Origin of the sequence: Sphingobium sp. YBL2, from assembly GCF_000943805.1 — a bacterium.
Lineage (GTDB): Bacteria > Pseudomonadota > Alphaproteobacteria > Sphingomonadales > Sphingomonadaceae > Sphingobium > Sphingobium fuliginis.
In genome coordinates, this window is record NZ_CP010954.1 from 1,040,288 (window position 1) to 1,057,179 (window position 16,892).

The following is a 16,892-nucleotide window of genomic DNA, read 5'->3' on the forward strand; positions in this document are numbered from 1 at the left end:
TCCCCTATGCTCGCGCTTGCACCATAGCGCAATACCATTTATTGAGGTTCCTCATGAATGGCGCCGACGAACAGCTACTGACCGACCTGTTTCGGGTCATCACATTGATCCGCAGATCGTTCGACCGCGCGATGACGGAACAGGGCGCATCGCTCGCCCAGACCAAGATATTGATGTGCATAAAGGCGCAGCTGGGAACGGCGCGCGCCGCCGACATTGCCGAGATCATGAATCTCGCGCCGCGCACGGTGACGGAGGCGCTGGACGGGCTGGAGCGCGAGGGCCTGATCCAGCGGGTGCCGGACAGGGACGATCGGCGGGTGAAGCGGCTGGCCATCACTCCGGCCGGAGAGGCGGCGGTCGCCGTGACGGAGCCTCTCCGCCTGCAACTGGGGGGAAAGCTTTTGAAGGCGCTGAACCCTTCGGAACGGCGGCATTTCCATGCTGCGCTGCAAAAATTATTGCAGGGACTGGACGACGCCTGACCTTTTGATTCGCGCGATATTCTCTGTTATCATCGCCCCGCCCGACCGGCATAAGCCCGGCGGCAAGGGAGAGTGCGATGGAGCGTATGCATTACAGCATGTGCCAATGCAGCGTCGGGTTGCTGAGCCTGTGCAGCGCGTCGGCCCTGGCGTTGACCGGCACGCTTTATATCCTCCTCCACTGACGGCCCGCGGGCAATCGTCCGGAACGACGCGCCGCGGGGTCGAATGCGGCGCGCCCTGAATATCAATCCTTTTCCACCTGGCCCACATCCCGCACCGCGCCGCGCGCCGCATTGGTGGTGAGCGCCGCATAGGCCCGCAGGGCGGGCGACACATGGCGCTTGCGGCCGAACGGCTTCCACGCCTTCGCGCCGCGCGCCTCCATTTCCGCCTTGCGGGCGGCGATGACGGCGTCGTCCAGGTCCAGCCTGATCACGCGATTGGGAATGTCGATGAGGATGGGGTCGCCGGTCGCGATCAGCGCGATCAGCCCGCCTTCCGCCGCTTCGGGCGACACATGGCCGATGGAAAGGCCCGAAGTGCCGCCGGAAAAGCGCCCGTCGGTGATCAGGGCGCAGGCCTTGCCCAGCCCCTTCGACTTCAGATAGCTGGTCGGGTAGAGCATTTCCTGCATGCCCGGCCCGCCCTTGGGCCCTTCATAGCGGATGACGACGACATCGCCCGCCTTCACTTCATTGCCCAGGATGCCGGCGACCGCAGCGTCCTGGCTTTCATAGACCCGTGCCGTGCCGTGGAAGGTCAGGATGGATTCGTCCACCCCGGCCGTCTTCACGATGCAGCCTTCGGGCGCGATATTGCCGAACAGCACGGCCAGCCCGCCATCCTTAGAAAAGGGATGCGCCGCGCTGCGGATGACGCCGGTCTCGCGGTCGGTGTCCAGTTCCTCCCAACGGGCGTTCTGGCTGAACGCCTGGGTGGTGCGGACGCCGCCGGGCGCGGCGCGGAAGAAGTTGCGGACCTCCTCGCTATTGGTGCGGCCGATGTCCCAGCGGTTGAGCGCGTCGCCCAGCGTCGGCGCATGGACGGTCGGCAGGCTGGCGTCGACCAGCCCGGCGCGCTCCAGCTCGCCCAGGATTGCCATGATGCCGCCCGCGCGATGGACGTCCTCCATATGCACGTCATTCTTGGCCGGCGCGACCTTGCAGAGGCAGGGAACGCGCCGTGACAGACGGTCGATGTCGGCCATGGTGAAATCCACCCCGCCCTCATAGGCGGCGGCGAGCAGGTGAAGCACCGTATTGGTCGACCCGCCCATGGCGATGTCCAGGCTCATCGCGTTCTCGAACGCGGCGAAGGTGGCGATGTTGCGGGGCAGGGCCGACGCGTCGTCCTGCTCGTACCAGCGCTTGGCGAGGTCGACGATGGTGCGGCCCGCCTCCAGGAACAGCTTTTCGCGGTCGGCATGGGTGGCCAGCGTCGATCCGTTGCCCGGCAGCGACAGCCCCAGCGCTTCGGTCAGGCAGTTCATCGAATTGGCGGTGAACATGCCGGAGCAGGAACCGCAGGTCGGGCAGGCGGACCGCTCGATGACCTTCACTTCCTCGTCGGTATAGCTGTCGTCGGCCGCGACGACCATGGCGTCGACCAGGTCCAGCGCGACGGTCTTGCCGCGCAGCTCGGTCTTGCCGGCCTCCATCGGACCGCCCGAAACGAAGATGGTCGGGATGTTGAGGCGCATCGCGGCCATCAGCATGCCGGGCGTGATCTTGTCGCAGTTGGAAATGCACACCAGCGCGTCGGCGGTATGGGCGTTCACCATATATTCGACGCTGTCCGCGATCAGGTCGCGGCTGGGCAGCGAATAGAGCATGCCGTCATGGCCCATGGCGATGCCATCATCGACCGCGATGGTGTTGAATTCCTTGGCGACGCCGCCCGCCGCCTCGATCTCCCTCGCGACAAGCTGGCCCAGATCTTTGAGGTGCACATGCCCCGGCACGAACTGGGTGAAGCTGTTCGCGATGGCGATGATGGGCTTGCCGAAATCCTCGTCCCTCATGCCGGTGGCGCGCCAAAGGCCGCGCGCGCCCGCCATGTTGCGGCCATGGGTGCTGGTGCGTGAACGATAATGCGGCATGGGTCTGTCCTCGGTTCCTGTCCGGCCGCCTTACGCCTTTGCGGACAGGTTGTGAAATATATTGCAGCCGCGCTATAAGGTCGCAGGATGAATGACATGGATCTGCGCCAGCTCAACTATTTCCTCGCCGTGGCGGAGGAACTGCATTTCGGCCGCGCCGCCGAACGGCTGGGCATGACCCAGCCGCCGCTCAGCCAGTCGATCATGGCGCTGGAGCGGGAACTGGGCGCGCCTCTCTTCGCCCGGACCAAGCGGCAGGTGGCGCTCACCCCCTTTGGACGGCAATGGCTGGAGCATGTCCGGCCCGCCGTGGGGGCCGTGGCCGACCTCGCTGCCGTGGCGCGGCGCCTGCAGGCCGGGACGGTCGGGCGGATTGTCCTCTCCTTCGTCAGTTCGGCGGACTACAGCATCCTGCCCACGTTGGTGCGGCGCTATGCCAATGCTTTCCCCAGGGTGGACATGACGCTGGTGGAAGCGACCAGCGACGTGCAGGTGGAGGCGCTGGTGGAAGGGCGGACCGACGCCGGGCTGCTGATCCCGCCCGCATCCGGCCTGCCCGCGGCCATCGACTATCGCCCGTTGCTGCGCGAGCCGCTGGTGGCCGCCGTGCCGGAGAATTGGGTGAAGGACGGCCGCCTGCTGGTGGAGGACGGCAGGCTGGCCGGGGAGGGCTGGCTCGACCAGCCGCTGCTGCTCTTCCCGCGTCACGTCGCGCCCACCTTCCACGACCTTGTCATCGACCATTATCGCGCCCAGGGGCGGGAGCCGCATGTGCGCCAGCGGGCGATCCAGATGCAGACGATCATCAGCCTCGTCTCCGCCGACATGGGATTGGCGTTGGTCCCCGCCTCGCTGCGCAACCTCGCGCGCACGGGCGTGCGCTATCTGCCGCTGGCCGGCCTTGCCCCCATGCTGGAAACCGGCCTGGCGTGGCGCCGGTCGGACGAGGCGCCGACGCTGCGCGCCTTGCTGGGCATCGCCCTCGACATGGCCGGGGGCTGATCGCCTTACCGGACGACCGCGCGCGTATAGAGGTGCCAGGTGGCATAGCCCAGCACGGGCAGCACCACCGCCAGCCCCACCAGCGCGGGCAGGGCGCCCAGCACCAGCAGCGCGACCACGATCAGGCCCCAGGCCGCGACCGTCACCGGATTATGCCATGCCACGCGGCAGGATGTGCGCACCGCGACGCCCCAACTGACCGGCTTGTCCACCGCCATGGGGAAGGAGACGACGCTGACCGCCAGCGTCAGCAGCGCGAAGCCGAAGCCGACCAGATTGCCGAGCACGATCATCTGCCAGCCCTGCGACGTGCCGAATATGGCCGACAGGAAAGCGCCCACGGAGGATGTCGAGCCGGGCACATTTTCCAGCGTCGCATGATAGATGAACCAGGCCGTCGCCATCCACGCCATGAACAGCAGCGCCAGCACGCAGGTCAGGTCGAACAGGGCGGACCCGCCCGGCTTGCGGATCACGTCCAGGAAATGGCGCCAGCGCGCGTCCAGCCCGGCCTCCCGCCGCCGCGCCAGTTCGTAGAAACCGCTGGCGAAGGCGGGCCCCAGCAGGATCGCGCCCGCCACCAGCGGAAAGATCAGCGGCAGGATCGACATCCGGCTGGCCGACATGATCGCGAGCGCGACGATGATCGGATAGATGAAGCCGATGAACACCAGATCGCCCCTTTTGGCGAGGAAATCGTCCCACCCCTGACGCAGGGCGACGCGCAGATCGTCGAACGTGATGGTGCGGATGGAAATATCTTGCCCGGCGGACGCCGCCTGGGACGGGTGAGCCATTGCCATGGTTCGCTCTCCTGACCGAGAGCCATGAAGCTCCTGTTCTTATATGTCCTCTGTCGGGACATGCGCGCTTTTCCGGGGCGAGCATCTCTCGGCATGAGGGAGCGCCTCATGGCCAATGGCGGCATCCTACACCCGGAACACGGCACCCGCCAGCCCTTTGATGCCCCTGCTTGGCTTCGCCTGTCGCACCACTGCTGGATGATGCGCCTCCGGCATGTTTCTCAGTTATTGTGAATGTTATTTCGTTCAGCGATTTTTCGACGGTCCGCTTCTACGATCCGCTTCTGCGAACAGAACGACAGACCTGCGTCACGCGGGCAATCGGGAGGGATGACATGCGCGTTGCGTCGACCAGACTTGCCCTGCTTTCAGGTATCGCCTTCGCCGCCATGGCTCCGCCGGGTCCATCCTTCGCGCAGCAGCAGGGTGCGGCGGCCCCGGCGGATGGCGCTTCGGAACCGCCGGACGCCGCCCCGGCCGGCTCCTCGATCCCGGCCCCATCCTCGCCCCCCGCGCCGTCCGATCCGCCGGTGGAGGCCGACATCGTCGTTTCCGGTTCGCGCATCGTGCGGGACGGCTTCAACGCCCCCACGCCCATTTCCGTGATCGGTGCGGAGCAGGTGCAGAACCGCGCAGCGATCAGCATCGGCTCGGTGCTGCAGGAGGCGCCCGCCTTCCGCCCCAGCCAGAACCCGTCGGCGGCGCGCACCTTCACCAATAGCGGCTATTATGCCGACCTGCGCGGGCTGGACGCCAACCGCACCCTCGTCCTGGTCGACGGCCATCGCTTCGTGCCGACGTCCAATGTCGGCACCGTCGACCTCAGCCTCATTCCCACCTTCCTGGTCGAACGCGCCGAGGTGGTGACCGGCGGCGCGTCCGCCGCATGGGGCTCCGACGCCGTGGCCGGTGTCGTCAACATCATCCTCGACCACAAGCTGACCGGGCTTCGCGGCGAAGCGCAGGCCGGCATCTCGGAGGAAGGCGACGGCTATAACATGAAGGTCGCGCTCGGCGGCGGGACAAGCTTTGCCGACGGCGCGGGCCATATCATCCTGGGCGCGGAATATTCCTATGACGAGGGGGTGGGTGACAATTACACGCGCGACTGGGGGCGGGAGGAATGGTGGTTCGTCACCAATCCCAATTTCGCCACCAACGGCCAGCCCGCGCGCATCTGGACGAAGAACGTCCACTACGCCTCCCAGACGCCCGGCGGCCTGATCGCCACCGGACCGCTGCGCGGCACCGCCTTCGCGCCGGACGGCACTCCCTTCCAGTTCAACTTCGGGGAAGTATGGGGCGACGACCAGATCGGCGGCGACGGGTACGGCATCGGTTCCTGGACCGGCGTCAACATCAGGCAGCCGCATGAGCGCGTCGTCGCCATGGGCCGGGTCAGCTTCGAAAGCGGCGACACCAGCTTCTTCGCGGAGGGCAACTACGCCCATGTCGACTGGACCGTGCCCAGCATCGGCACGCGCAATTTCGGCACCCAGTCGCCCAGCACCAGCGCCTTTTCCCCCATCGTCGTCAGCGCCGACAATCCCTTCATCCCGGCGGCGACGCGGGCGGCGATCGACAATTACAATGCGACGCGGCCGGCCGGCGCGCCGGCGCTCACCAGCTTCCAGCTCGGCCGGTTCGGGACCGAGAATTTCCAGCAGATCGTCAGCAAGGCGAATGAGACCGCCCGCGGCCTGATCGGCGCCGAGGGCTCCTTCGGCGGCATCAAATGGGACGTCTATGCGCAATATGGCCAGAACCGGTTCATCCGCGGCGTCATCGGCCAGCGGATCGAGGCGAACTGGCGCCGCGCCATCGATGTGGTGAACGTGACGCAGAACGGCGTTTCCATCCCCGTCTGCCGCGACCTGCTCAGCCCCAACGCCGCCATCCGCAACGCGGCGGCGGGCTGCGTGCCCTATAATATCTTCGGCACCGGCACGGCCAGCGACGCGGCCAAGGCTTATGTGACCGGCCTCTCGCTCCAGCATCAGAAGACGACCCAGACGGTCGTCGCCGGCAATCTCCAGGCGGAACCCTTCTCGACCTGGGCGGGCCCCGTGTCCATCGCGACCGGCATCGAATATCGCCGGGAGACATTGCTCTCCATCCCCAGCCCGCTGGAGGCGGCCCGCGCCTTTTCCAGCGCCAACTCCGCCTTCGTGGACGGATCGTTCGACGTGAAGGAAGGCTATGTGGAGCTGCTCGTTCCGCTGGCGGCGGACAGGCCATTCTTCCGCCATCTGGATGTCAACGCCGCCGCCCGCTACGCCGATTATAGCGGCGCGGGCAGCGTGTGGACCTGGAAGGCGGGCGTGAACTGGTCGATCACCGATGAATTCCGCGTCCGCGCCACCCGCTCGCGCGATGTCCGCGCCCCCAATCTCACCGAAATGTTCACGCCGGAAAGGAATCAGAACGCGCGCATCATCGACCCGGTCACCAATACGGCCTATACGGTGCGCACCTTCTCCGTCGGCAACAGGAACCTGGAACCCGAAGTCGCCAATTCGCTGACGGCGGGGTTCGTCTATCAGCCGCAATGGGCATCGGGCCTGCAATTGTCGGTCGACTATTATGACATCGACATAGACGGCGTCATCAACACCTCCGTCGCGCAGGTCGTCCTCGACTCCTGCGTCGCGGGCGACGCCAGCCGCTGCGCCTTCATCACCCGCCCCGTCGCCAACGGTCCGATCACGGAGATGGTGACGCCCTATCTGAACCTCAACCGGTTCCAGACCAGCGGCGTCGACATCGAACTGTCCTATCGCATGCCCCTCGGCGCGGGCAATCTCAGCACGCGGCTGCTCGCCACCTATGTCTGGGACTACAGGCTGACGGACACGACCGGGGCCATCGATCGTTCCGGACAGAATGGAACGCCCGTCAATGGCGGCACGGTCGGCATGGTGGACCTGACGATGAACGCGACCATCGCCTATGACACCGACGATTTCGGCGTGAACCTCCAGGCGCGCTACATCAACGACGGCAAGATCGACACCGCCGCCGTGCCGGGGACGGCGACCAGCCTCAACATCAACAGGATTCCCAGCCGCATCTACTTCAATCTGGGCGGAAAGCTTGTCCTGACCCGCAGCGAGGACAACGACAGGAAGGTGGAACTGTTCGGGACGATCGACAATCTGCTCGACACCGATCCGCCATTCCCTTCCTTCGACGGGACCTATTATGACCTGGTGGGTCGTGCCTATCGGCTCGGCGTGCGCTTCCGCTATTGACGCCCTTGGGGGAGAATGACGATGCGCGGTAACAAGGCGGCTCTGGCCGCAGCCATGGCGGCCCTGGCGTTTTGCGGATGCGCCGCCGCGCCGTCGGCGGCGGTCAATGCCCCAACGGCTCCGGCCGAACCGCTTTCCGTCTTCGGCCATCGATCCGTGCTGGAGTTCGGGCCGGCTCTGCTGGCGGCGAAGAATGCGCCGCCCGGAACCGTCGTCACCGCCAGCGGCGGGGTTCCCAACCTCTGGGCGGCGCCCGACCCCGCGCTCGCCGCTTCGGTCGGCGGGCATGCGGAGGGCGCGCCGCCGCCGCCCAATCCCGGCATGGCCGATCTCGCCGGCAATGCCGAAACGCAGACGCTGCGCATGTCGCTGAAGCATCCCGACGTCCGCATCGTCGTCACCACGACGGAAGGCCTGTACCGCATCTTCGCCCGGCGCTCCTCCGGCATCGCCTCCGTCGCGGACCTGAAGGGAAAGCGGATCGCGGTGTTCGTCAAGACCTCCGCCGCCTTCTACCTCCACAGGCTGCTGAAGGGCGCGGGGCTGGGCGAGGCGGACGTCACCATCGTTCCCCTGACCGCCAGGGCCGGCGCGGACGCGGTGATCAAGGGCGATGTCGACGCGCTGTCGACCTGGGAACCCGAAGCGGAACGCGCGGCTCTCGCGCTGGGGGACAATGGCCTCAGCATCCAGCCCAAGGGCGCCTATCGCGAAATATACAGCCTGAACGCCAGGGCCGGGACGCTCCGCGATCCGGCGAAGCGGAAACAGGTCGTCGCCTTCCTGCGCGAACTGCTGGCCGGCTGCCGCAAGGCGGAGGAAGATCCCGGCGAAATGCAGGCGATGCTGGCGGAACGGACCGGCCAGAATCTCGAACTCATTCGCCAGTCATGGCATCATCACCGCTTTCCCTGCGCGCTTCCCGACGACCTGCTGGACGTGATGGTGGAGGAGGAGCAGTGGCTCGCGAAGATCGACGGCCGCCCGCCGCGCGACCGCGCAACGCTTTCCCGGCTGATCGACCCCAGCCTGTTGCGGGAGGCGCGGGCGCGCTGAGCGGCAGCGCCCCGCGTTCCGCCCTCAGGACGCCGGTTCGGCGTCCAGCCGGACCACCCCCGCCACGCCGTCGCGCGCCCGGGGATAGCGGCTCAGCACCAGCGGATCATGGCCGGGAATGATGTGGTTTTCCGAACTCGCCAGTTCCCGCATCCTGTCGAAGCCGAACAGCATGTCGGTCATGCTGTCGAAGGAGGGGAAGGGCCGCGCCTGCTCGAAATTGGCGTAGAGATGCGCGGCGTCGGAACCGAGCACCACCCAGCCGCGCCGGGTCTTCACCCGCACCACCTGCAATCCGCGCGTATGCCCGCCGACCCGGTGCAGGGTCAGGCCCGGCGCCAGTTCGCTGTCGCCATCGTGGAATTGCAGGCGGCCGTCGAACAGCCGCCCGATCATCGCCTGGACGTCGCCGGGCTCATAGGCGTGGCGCAGCGGCTCGTGGCACATGCAGCGGCCGGTGCAATAGGCCATTTCCGCATCCTGCACATGGTACCGCGCCTGCGGGAACATCGCATGATTGCCCGCATGATCGAAATGCATGTGGGAAATGATGACGTCGCTGACCGCGGCGGCGTCGATGCCGATGGTCTTCAGCCCTTCGTTCACGGGCCGCACCAACTGCCGGTTGCGCTTGATCCCCATGGCCGCGTCGAAACCGGTGTCGAGTATATAGGTGCCGTGGTCGCCCACCATCGCCCAGACGAAATAGTCGAGCGGCATCGGCCGGTCGTGCGGATCGCCGCCGACGAAATTGGCCGATGCGGTGCGATCGTGATGGCCGTACTGGACGGCATAGACCTGATAGCAATCCTCCAACGACTTCCCTCCCAAATCTCGCGTCAGGCGTTCAGCCGATCTCGACGCCGGCCCATTGCTCCACGACCCGCGCCATCATCGTGAAGTCGGCATCCGCGCCGAACTGCGCCGCCGTGATGTCCAGCATCGTCTTGGCCAGATTGCCCAGCATCATGGGTACGCCCAATGCCTGCGCTTCGTCCAGGCAAAGCCGGACGTCCTTCAGCGACAGGCCGGTCGCGAAGCCGAAGTCGAATGTGCGCGGGACGACGGCGCGGGGAAACTTGTCCCGGGTGGCGCTGTTCTGCCCGCTCGACATGTTGAGCACGTCCAGCATCACATGCGGGTCCAGCCCCGCCTTGACCCCCATCGCCATCCCCTCCGACGTCGCGGCCAGCGCCACCACCGACATGATGTTGTTGATGAGCTTCATCGTCTGCGCCTGACCGGGCTGCATGCCGACCGGGATCACCTTGCCGAAATGGGAAAGCAGGGGCGCGACCTCCTCCTGCACGGCTGCCGGCGCGGCCAGCATCAGCGTCAGCTTGCCCGCCAGCGCCCCGGCGCGCCCGCCGCTGACCGGCGCGTCGGCGAACGACCTGCCATGCTGCGCCAGCAGGCCCGCCGCCTCGGCAGAGGCGCGCGAACCGATGGTCGACAGGTCGACCACGATCCCGACCCTCGTCCCCGCCAGCTCGGCCGCCACTTGCCGGACGATCTGGGGGGAAGGAAGGCTGGTGAACACCATGTCGGCCCGGTTGCCGACCTCCTCCACGCTGTCGCCGGCCAGGCCGCCCGCCGCCGCGAAAGCCGCCCGCGCCGAAGGATTGACGTCATAGGCGATCACCGCATGGCCGTTTTCCAGCAGCCGGGGCGCCATGGCGCTTCCCATGCTGCCAAGGCCGATAAATCCCACATTCCGGCTCTGCGTCATCGACTGCTCCTCAAACATCGCCCTGCCGCTGGCATCAGCGGGCCATCCATCCGCCCTCGATCGGCAATATGGCCCCATTCATATCCGTTCCGGCGGGGCCGCACAGCAGCAGCAGCACCTCCGCGACGCTGTCGACATCGACGAACCGGCCGCTGGGCTGCTTCCCGTCCAGGAAGCGCGTCTCCGCCTCCGGCCGCGTCAGCCCTTCCTCGATCATCATCCGCTCCAGCCGGTCGGACCAGAGGGGCGTCAGCACCGACCCGGGCATCAATGCATGGCAGGTGATCGGACTGCCCGCCGTCTCCAGCGCGGTGGCGCGCGTCAGTCCCTGGATCGCGGTCTTGGTCGTCACATAGTCCACCCGGTTGACGGTGCCCCGATAGCCATAGACCGACGTCATGTTGAACACCCGTCCATATTGCGCCTCCCTCATCTTCGGCAGGACCATCTGCGTCGCAAGGAAGGCGGCGGTCACGTTGACGGCCAGCGCCTCGGTCCATTTGTCGATGGGGAAATCCTCGATCCGCGCGAAATGCCGGACGACGGCGTTGTTGATCAGGATATGGACCGGACCCAGCGTCCGCTCGGTATGGTCGACAAGGTCCCGCACGGCCGACGCCTGGCGCAGGTCGGCGCGGCAATAGACGGCGCGCACGCCATAATCCCGCTCGATCGCCTCGCCCAGGCAGGCGGCTTCCTCCGGATCTTCCAGCCCGTGCAGCATGACGTTCGCGCCGGCCGACGCCAGCTTGCGCGCCATGGCCTGGCCCAGCCCCCCGACCGATCCCGTGACCAGCGCATTGCGGCCGGCGAGTCTTCCTGCGTCATTCATGGTCCGTCACCGTCAGTTCGGTAAAGCGCGACACGTCTTCGCACCGGTCCAGCGCCAGTGCGGCGTCGACAAGGCGCCGGGCCTGCGCTGCGGTCAGCGTTCCCGCCACATTCTCGTTGAACTTCGCCACGATCTCATCGGTGGTCATCGGATTTTCCGACGATCCGCGATTATGTTCCTCGATCTCCTCAAGGACGGTGCCGTCGGTCAGTTCCACGGAAATCACCCCCTTGAACTGCTCCGGGCCGGGGAGGGACCCGTCGACCCGATATTCGACCCGCCGCGCCAGGGAGAGAATGGCCTCGTCGCGTAGATATTCCGGCTGATAGGCGTCCTTCCCCAGCCTGCCCCGCACCAGCGCCTCCGCCAGCGTATATTGCAGGCTGACCCGCCCGTGCGAATCGGTCAGCGGATGCAGCTTCTCGCCCTGCGGCTCGCACACGATGCCGACGATATAGGGCGCGACATCGCACCTTATGGCGCGGATGCGCTCTGCCGACAGGCCGTGACGCTCGCGCAGCCGCAGCAGCGCGCTGACATAGGGATGGATGACATGGGCGGCGGGAAAGGGCTTGAAGGAGGCGTTCCGGCTTTCCCATTCCTCGCCCAGCGCATCGGTCAGCCGGCGCCAGTCGGGTGTCACGGCCTCGTCCTGAAGATGCGACGCATAGAGGCCGAAGCGCCCCTCCAGCACCTCGGCGGGACCGGTGACGCCGGCCTCAGCCAGTGTCGCCGCGGCGATCCCGCTCTGCGCGGCCCAGCCGGGGTGCAGGAATTTGGACTGGGTGCCGTCCACCCAGCATTGGATCAGCCCCGCGGCGAAGCTGCCGGTGATCCCGGCGGCGCGGATCATCGCATCCTCCTCCAGCGCCAGCATCTTTCCCGCAAGCCAGCTCACGCCGAACGGCGCGAACAGGCCGGAGGGGTGGAATCCCCGTTTGTGGAACTGACCCGGCGCCAGGCTGCCGACGCGGCAACTGATCTCGTTGCCGATGGCTATGGCCAGGATCGCGTCGCGCCCGCCGCAGCGCAGGCGGTCGCCCAGCGCCAGCGCCGCCGCGACGGCGGGGCTGCTCATGTGCACGATCGATTCATTATGGGTGTCGTCATATTCCAGCGCCTGCGACAGCGCGCCGTTGGCGAAGGCCGCGCCCGACACGCTCGACCGCGCCGCCCCGCCCCAGATGCGGGCCTCCGTTCCGGGATGCAGGCCGGCGGTGGCGCTGCGCACCGACATGCCGAACGGGCGCTGGCTGCCCGCGATGGAAAGCCCCACCACGTCGATGACGCGCAGCATGGTCGCGGTCACAACATCGTCGGGCAGATCATCGAACCGCATTTGCCTAACCCAGGCCGACAGTTTTTGCGAAGCGGCTATCACCCCTCGGACCCCTCCAGATCGTTATTGAAGATACCGGTATCACGATTGGGATACGCCGCGAACCCGCATGGCACAAGTCCCAATTTTCCTGGGCGGCAGGTTCGGCCCGGTTTTCGGTCGGGCGGGGCCAGGCGCGCAACGGCCCTCCGCGCTACGCCTGTCCCGCGCTCCAGGGCATTCTCAGCGTCGCAGATTCCAGTTGGTCACGGCTTCATCGTCGATCTCCGCACCGCTGACGGCCGCCACTCTCGCGAGCATCATATAGGTGCAGGTGATGAAGAGGATCTCGAACAGGGTGGGCAGGCCGAAATATTCCTGCATGGCCGCCAGACTCCTGTCCGAAGGGGAAACGTCCGACACCAGCTCGCTGACGAAATCGCACAGGCATTGCTCCTCCGCCGCGAAGACGCTGAAGTCGCCGCTTTCCAGCCCCTGCCTCTCCCGCTCCGTCAGGCCCAGCGCGGCGGCAATGCTTTCATGATGATAGATCTCATAGTCGGAACGCGACAGATAGGCGACGCGCAGGATGATCAGCTCGCGCTGGCGTGGCGTGATGCTGATGTCGAAGATGGCGGCGCGGCCCAGTGCGCGCTGCGGCGCCCAGAAGGGGTCGGGAGCATGCATGGCCATGCGCGATATGTTCAGCACGCGACCGAACGCCCCGGACAGCACTTCGCGCTTCGTTTCCGACAGGCCGGCGGGGTCTGGATAAGGAATGCGTGTCACGAAATCTCCTGTTTCCGGGTCCTGCCGGCGCTTGCGGACAGGGCAGCCAAGAACGGCACGGCATTTAGCGGATTTCGCGCAATTCCAGCACATCGGGAAAGCATTGGCTATCCAATAACATTATGCTGAAGCGACGGCATATGGCATTCTTCGCGAACTTTGGCCCTAGCTAAACCGAACCATCCTATGGTACCGGTATCTCATAAAGATTCAATGAGGATGGTGAAAAGGATCGGGAGCGGCCGCCTTCCCAATGGCTGCGCAACGCCTTTCCAGCGCCGCTTCAAGCGCCAATCATGATCGAGAAGGGTGTTTCCATGTCCGACAATCTCTTTACGCTGCTGGGGCGCAAGGCATTGGTCGTGGGATGCGACAGCGGCATAGGATTGGCCTGCGCCCGCGCCATCGCGGCAGCCGGCGCCAGCCTGGTCATGTCCGGGCTGGAAAAGGAGAGGGGGGAGGCATTGGCCCGTGAAATCGCGTCGGACAGCGGGCAATCCGTTCATTATCGCGCCGTGGACGTCCGCGATGAGGCAAGCGTCGAAGCCCTGGTGGCAGCCGCGACCGGGATCATGGATGGCCTGGACATCGCGATGAACAACGCCGGCATCCCCGGCCCGGCGGCGGCCATTCAGGATCTGGCGGCGCGCGATTTCGACAATCTGTTCGCGATCAACGTGCGCGGCGCCTGGCTGAGCATGAAATATGAGATTCCGGCTATGCTGGCGGCGGGGCAGGGGGGCTCCATCATCAACCTCGCCTCGACCGCCGCGCTCTCCGGCCTCGCCTATGTCGGCGCCTATTCCGCCAGCAAACATGCCGTCGCAGGGCTGACCAAGTCCGCCGCCATAGAGCTTGCCCCCCACAATATCCGGGTGAACGCGATCGCGCCCGGACCGGTCCAGACCGACCTGCTGCACAATATGCGCGCCGGCCGCAGCCAGGTGAGCGACGTGCGGCCCGCATCCGTGCCGATGGGCCGCGTCGCGCAGCCGGAGGAGATGGCCGGCACGGTGGTCTGGCTGGCTTCGCAGGCGGCATCCTTCGTCACCGGATCGATCATATCCGTCGACGGAGGCGTGATCGCCGCCTGAACGACCATGAATTCACGATAGCAAAGACCATAAGCGCCCCGGAAAGGGCGAATAAGCGGAGGTGACGGAGATGGCGCCGGAGGCAATCAGATGAGCGGTGGAGCCCCGATCGATGCGGTGCGCACGGGTTCCGGCCCGGAAGCGGCGGTGGGCGCAGCGCTCGATAGCATCACCTCCGCCCGGCTGCGGATCGTCCCGCCGCTGCTGCTGGGCTTCGTCATGCTGTTCGATTCATGGGACAGCATCGCCATCGCCTATGTCATGCCCTCGCTCACCCGCGAATGGGGCCTGACGCCGGTCGCCGCGGGCAGCCTGATCTCGGCCGGCTATGCCGGGCAGTTCGTCGGGGCGATCCTGCTTGGGTCGCTGGCCGAACGCTTCGGCCGTATGCCGGTATTCCTGGTCTCCGTCGTCTGGATGGGATTGCTGGCGATCTTCTGCGCGCTGACGCCGGGCTATGGCGCACTGTTTGCCCTGCGCATCGTCCAGGGCGTGGCGATCGGCGGCGCGCTGCCGGTGTCGATCACCTATATCAACGAAATCGCGCCCTCCGCCACGCGCGGCCGCTATTTCGGCATATTCCAGTTCATCACCATGGCGGGCTATGCCGCCGCATCCTTTTCCAGCACGGTCGTCATCCCTCATCTCGGATGGCGCTGGCTGTTCGCCTTCGGGGCGATTCCCCTGCTGATCCTGCCGGTGGTGCTGCTGCTGCTCCCGGAATCACCGCGCTGGCTGGTGCGCAGCGGCCGGGCGGACGACGCGGCGAAGGCGCTGCGCAAGTTCGGCTATGCCGCCGCCGATCCACAGGCGCTCCGTTCGTCCGAACCGTCCGCCGGGCCAGCGCCCCGCCTGCCCGCGACCATATTGTTCGCGCCCGAATTCCGCCGCCGCACGACCGTCGTCATGCTGCTCTGGTTCTTCACCTCCTTCGCCAGTTTCGGGCTGACGACCTGGCTGCCGTCCATCTATGTGTCGGTCTTCCATATCCCGGTGGCGACGGCGTTGCGCTATTCCGCGACGGCCAGCCTGCTGTTCCTGGTCCTCGCGCCGACCATCGCGCTGGTGATCGACAGCGTGGGCCGCCGTCCGCTGGCGATCGGCGGATCGCTGATCGCGACCGTCGCGCTGCTGACGCTGGGCTTCACCCTGCCGAAGGACGTGGCGATCCTGGTGCCGCTGGTGATCGCGGGTCAGCTCTCGATCTTCACCGGCTCCATCGTCCTCTGGCCCTATACGGCGGAAACCTATCCCACCCATGTCCGCGCCGTCGCGCTGGGGCTCAGCAGTTCGCTGGCGCGCGGCGCATCCACCCTGACGCCGGTCGTGGTGGGCGCGATCCTGGCCAGCGGCGCGTCGGTCGCCATCGTCTTCGGCATATTCGGCCTCTGCGCCGCCGGGGCGCTGATCCTGTGGGTCACGGCCACGCGGGAAACCGCCCGGATGCGGCTGGACGCGATCTGATGGCGGCCACCCTGCAAGCCGGGCTGGACCCCGACGCCCGCGCTGTGCTCGACCTCATGGAGGCGAGCGGCCGGCCGCCGCTCCATCTTCTGAGCGTCGAAGAGGCGCGGGCAGCGATCCGCACGTCGCTGGAAACGCTGGGAAAGCCGCCGCCGCCCGTCCGGGAGGCGGATCTTTGGGCGGACGGGCCGCGCGGCCCCGTTCCCCTCAGGCTCTACCGGCCCATGCAAGTGCCGGACGATGCGCCTCTGCCCGCCATGCTCTATTTTCACGGCGGCGGCTGGATGACCGGCGACCTCGCCTATGGCGCATGGTTCTGCGCCTCGCTGGCGGAGCGGGCCGGCATCGCCATGCTGTCGGTGGACTACCGGCTGGCTCCGGAATATCCCTTTCCCGCGGGGCTGGAGGATTGCATGGCCGCGCTCCGCCATGCCCATCGCGATGCTGCGGCGCTGGGCATCGACGCAGGACGGATCGCCGTCGGGGGCGACTCGGCCGGCGGCAATCTCGCGGCCGCCTGCGCGCTATGGGCACGCGATGAAGGCCTGCCGCTCAGCGCGCAGATATTGATCTATCCCGTCACCGATCTGGTGGAGGAGCATGAGTCCTACCGCCGCAATGCCGATGGTTTCGGCCTGACCGCGGACATGATGCGGTGGTTCCGCACGGCCTATCGCAACGGAGCGGACCCCGCCGATTGGCGCATGTCGCCGCTGCGCGCGCCCCGGCTGGAGGGTGTTGCACCGGCATGGGTGCTGACCTGCGGTTTCGATCCCCTGTGCGGCGAGGGCGACGCCTATGCGGATCGGCTGGCGGCGGCCGGCGTGCCGGTGAAGCATATCCGCCATGCCGACCAGATCCACGGCTTTTTGATGTGGCCGAAAATGATGCGCGCATCCGACCGGGCCTTGTCCGGCATGGCGCAGGAATTGCGCGCAAGGCTGTTCGCCTGAGCCAGCAGGAGAGCT

Annotated in this window: 14 protein-coding genes; 7 read left to right on the plus strand and 7 right to left on the minus strand. The window is 66.6% G+C overall.

Annotation, left to right across the window (positions count from 1 at the left end; translation table 11 throughout):
- Nucleotides 1-53: 53 nt before the first annotated feature.
- Nucleotides 54-485: a MarR family winged helix-turn-helix transcriptional regulator gene (locus TZ53_RS04965; protein WP_025549807.1), complete on the plus strand. Its 432-nt coding sequence runs from the start codon at nt 54-56 to the stop codon at nt 483-485.
- 247 nt (nt 486-732) lie between these two features.
- On the opposite strand, the gene ilvD is transcribed toward TZ53_RS04965, so the two are convergent.
- Nucleotides 733-2,586: a dihydroxy-acid dehydratase gene (gene ilvD, locus TZ53_RS04970; protein ID WP_044660624.1), complete on the minus strand. Its 1,854-nt coding sequence runs from the start codon at nt 2,584-2,586 to the stop codon at nt 733-735.
- Nucleotides 2,587-2,682: 96 nt separating this feature from the next.
- On the opposite strand from ilvD, the gene TZ53_RS04975 reads away from it, so the two are divergent.
- Nucleotides 2,683-3,588 (plus strand): LysR family transcriptional regulator, encoded by a 906-nt coding sequence (locus TZ53_RS04975; protein WP_044660625.1) that lies wholly within the window; start codon nt 2,683-2,685, stop codon nt 3,586-3,588.
- A gap of 5 nt (nt 3,589-3,593) precedes the next feature.
- Here TZ53_RS04975 and TZ53_RS04980 read toward each other — a convergent pair whose 3' ends face one another.
- Complete coding sequence (locus tag TZ53_RS04980) at nt 3,594-4,391, minus strand: DUF2189 domain-containing protein (protein WP_025549805.1); 798 nt, start codon at nt 4,389-4,391, stop codon at nt 3,594-3,596.
- Nucleotides 4,392-4,726: 335 nt separating this feature from the next.
- Between TZ53_RS04980 and TZ53_RS04990 the strand changes: the two genes are divergently transcribed.
- Nucleotides 4,727-7,642: a TonB-dependent receptor domain-containing protein gene (locus TZ53_RS04990; protein ID WP_157009775.1), complete on the plus strand. Its 2,916-nt coding sequence runs from the start codon at nt 4,727-4,729 to the stop codon at nt 7,640-7,642.
- A 21-nt stretch (nt 7,643-7,663) separates the two neighbouring features.
- Nucleotides 7,664-8,698, plus strand: a complete 1,035-nt coding sequence (locus tag TZ53_RS04995) for an ABC transporter substrate-binding protein (RefSeq protein ID WP_044660627.1) — start codon at nt 7,664-7,666, stop codon at nt 8,696-8,698.
- 24 nt (nt 8,699-8,722) lie between these two features.
- Here TZ53_RS04995 and TZ53_RS05000 read toward each other — a convergent pair whose 3' ends face one another.
- The 5 genes from TZ53_RS05000 to TZ53_RS05020 form a co-directional block, all read right to left on the minus strand.
- A complete protein-coding gene (locus tag TZ53_RS05000) occupies nt 8,723-9,514 on the minus strand; it encodes an N-acyl homoserine lactonase family protein (RefSeq protein ID WP_044660628.1) in 792 nt (263 codons plus the stop codon).
- 31 nt (nt 9,515-9,545) lie between these two features.
- The gene (locus tag TZ53_RS05005; protein ID WP_025551188.1) at nt 9,546-10,427 is read right to left on the minus strand and encodes an NAD(P)-dependent oxidoreductase; all 882 of its coding nucleotides are present in this window, start codon (nt 10,425-10,427) and stop codon (nt 9,546-9,548) included.
- Between the two features lie 34 nt (nt 10,428-10,461).
- Nucleotides 10,462-11,259, minus strand: a complete 798-nt coding sequence (locus tag TZ53_RS05010) for an SDR family NAD(P)-dependent oxidoreductase (protein WP_025551186.1) — start codon at nt 11,257-11,259, stop codon at nt 10,462-10,464.
- The gene (locus TZ53_RS05015) at nt 11,252-12,598 is read right to left on the minus strand and encodes an MmgE/PrpD family protein (RefSeq protein WP_025551185.1); all 1,347 of its coding nucleotides are present in this window, start codon (nt 12,596-12,598) and stop codon (nt 11,252-11,254) included. Before TZ53_RS05015 ends, TZ53_RS05010 begins: the two co-directional genes overlap by 8 nt.
- Before the next feature lie 222 nt (nt 12,599-12,820).
- Nucleotides 12,821-13,366, minus strand: coding sequence for a carboxymuconolactone decarboxylase family protein (locus TZ53_RS05020; protein WP_025551184.1), 546 nt, complete (start codon nt 13,364-13,366; stop codon nt 12,821-12,823).
- A gap of 296 nt (nt 13,367-13,662) precedes the next feature.
- Here TZ53_RS05020 and TZ53_RS05025 point away from each other — a divergent pair, with 296 nt between their 5' ends.
- From TZ53_RS05025 to TZ53_RS05035, 3 genes are all read left to right on the plus strand, one after another.
- Nucleotides 13,663-14,460: an SDR family NAD(P)-dependent oxidoreductase gene (locus TZ53_RS05025; protein WP_052628092.1), complete on the plus strand. Its 798-nt coding sequence runs from the start codon at nt 13,663-13,665 to the stop codon at nt 14,458-14,460.
- A gap of 90 nt (nt 14,461-14,550) precedes the next feature.
- A complete protein-coding gene (locus TZ53_RS05030) occupies nt 14,551-15,924 on the plus strand; it encodes an MFS transporter (RefSeq protein ID WP_025551181.1) in 1,374 nt (457 codons plus the stop codon).
- Complete coding sequence (locus TZ53_RS05035; protein WP_044660629.1) at nt 15,924-16,877, plus strand: alpha/beta hydrolase; 954 nt, start codon at nt 15,924-15,926, stop codon at nt 16,875-16,877. The genes TZ53_RS05030 and TZ53_RS05035 overlap by 1 nt, the downstream gene beginning before the upstream one ends.
- The last annotated feature ends 15 nt before the right edge of the window (nt 16,878-16,892 follow it).

What these genes read in the sequence shown, in the direction of transcription:
- TZ53_RS04965 (WP_025549807.1), top strand. Translation starts at nt 54, where the DNA reads ATGAATGGCGCCGACGAACAGCTACTGACCGACCTGTTTCGGGTCATC.
- ilvD (WP_044660624.1), bottom strand. Translation starts at nt 2,586, where the DNA reads ATGCCGCATTATCGTTCACGCACCAGCACCCATGGCCGCAACATGGCG.
- TZ53_RS04975 (WP_044660625.1), top strand. Translation starts at nt 2,683, where the DNA reads ATGGATCTGCGCCAGCTCAACTATTTCCTCGCCGTGGCGGAGGAACTG.
- TZ53_RS04980 (WP_025549805.1), bottom strand. Translation starts at nt 4,391, where the DNA reads ATGGCAATGGCTCACCCGTCCCAGGCGGCGTCCGCCGGGCAAGATATT.
- TZ53_RS04990 (WP_157009775.1), top strand. Translation starts at nt 4,727, where the DNA reads ATGCGCGTTGCGTCGACCAGACTTGCCCTGCTTTCAGGTATCGCCTTC.
- TZ53_RS04995 (WP_044660627.1), top strand. Translation starts at nt 7,664, where the DNA reads ATGCGCGGTAACAAGGCGGCTCTGGCCGCAGCCATGGCGGCCCTGGCG.
- TZ53_RS05005 (WP_025551188.1), bottom strand. Translation starts at nt 10,427, where the DNA reads ATGACGCAGAGCCGGAATGTGGGATTTATCGGCCTTGGCAGCATGGGA.
- TZ53_RS05010 (WP_025551186.1), bottom strand. Translation starts at nt 11,259, where the DNA reads ATGAATGACGCAGGAAGACTCGCCGGCCGCAATGCGCTGGTCACGGGA.
- TZ53_RS05015 (WP_025551185.1), bottom strand. Translation starts at nt 12,598, where the DNA reads ATGCGGTTCGATGATCTGCCCGACGATGTTGTGACCGCGACCATGCTG.
- TZ53_RS05025 (WP_052628092.1), top strand. Translation starts at nt 13,663, where the DNA reads ATGATCGAGAAGGGTGTTTCCATGTCCGACAATCTCTTTACGCTGCTG.
- TZ53_RS05030 (WP_025551181.1), top strand. Translation starts at nt 14,551, where the DNA reads ATGAGCGGTGGAGCCCCGATCGATGCGGTGCGCACGGGTTCCGGCCCG.
- TZ53_RS05035 (WP_044660629.1), top strand. Translation starts at nt 15,924, where the DNA reads ATGGCGGCCACCCTGCAAGCCGGGCTGGACCCCGACGCCCGCGCTGTG.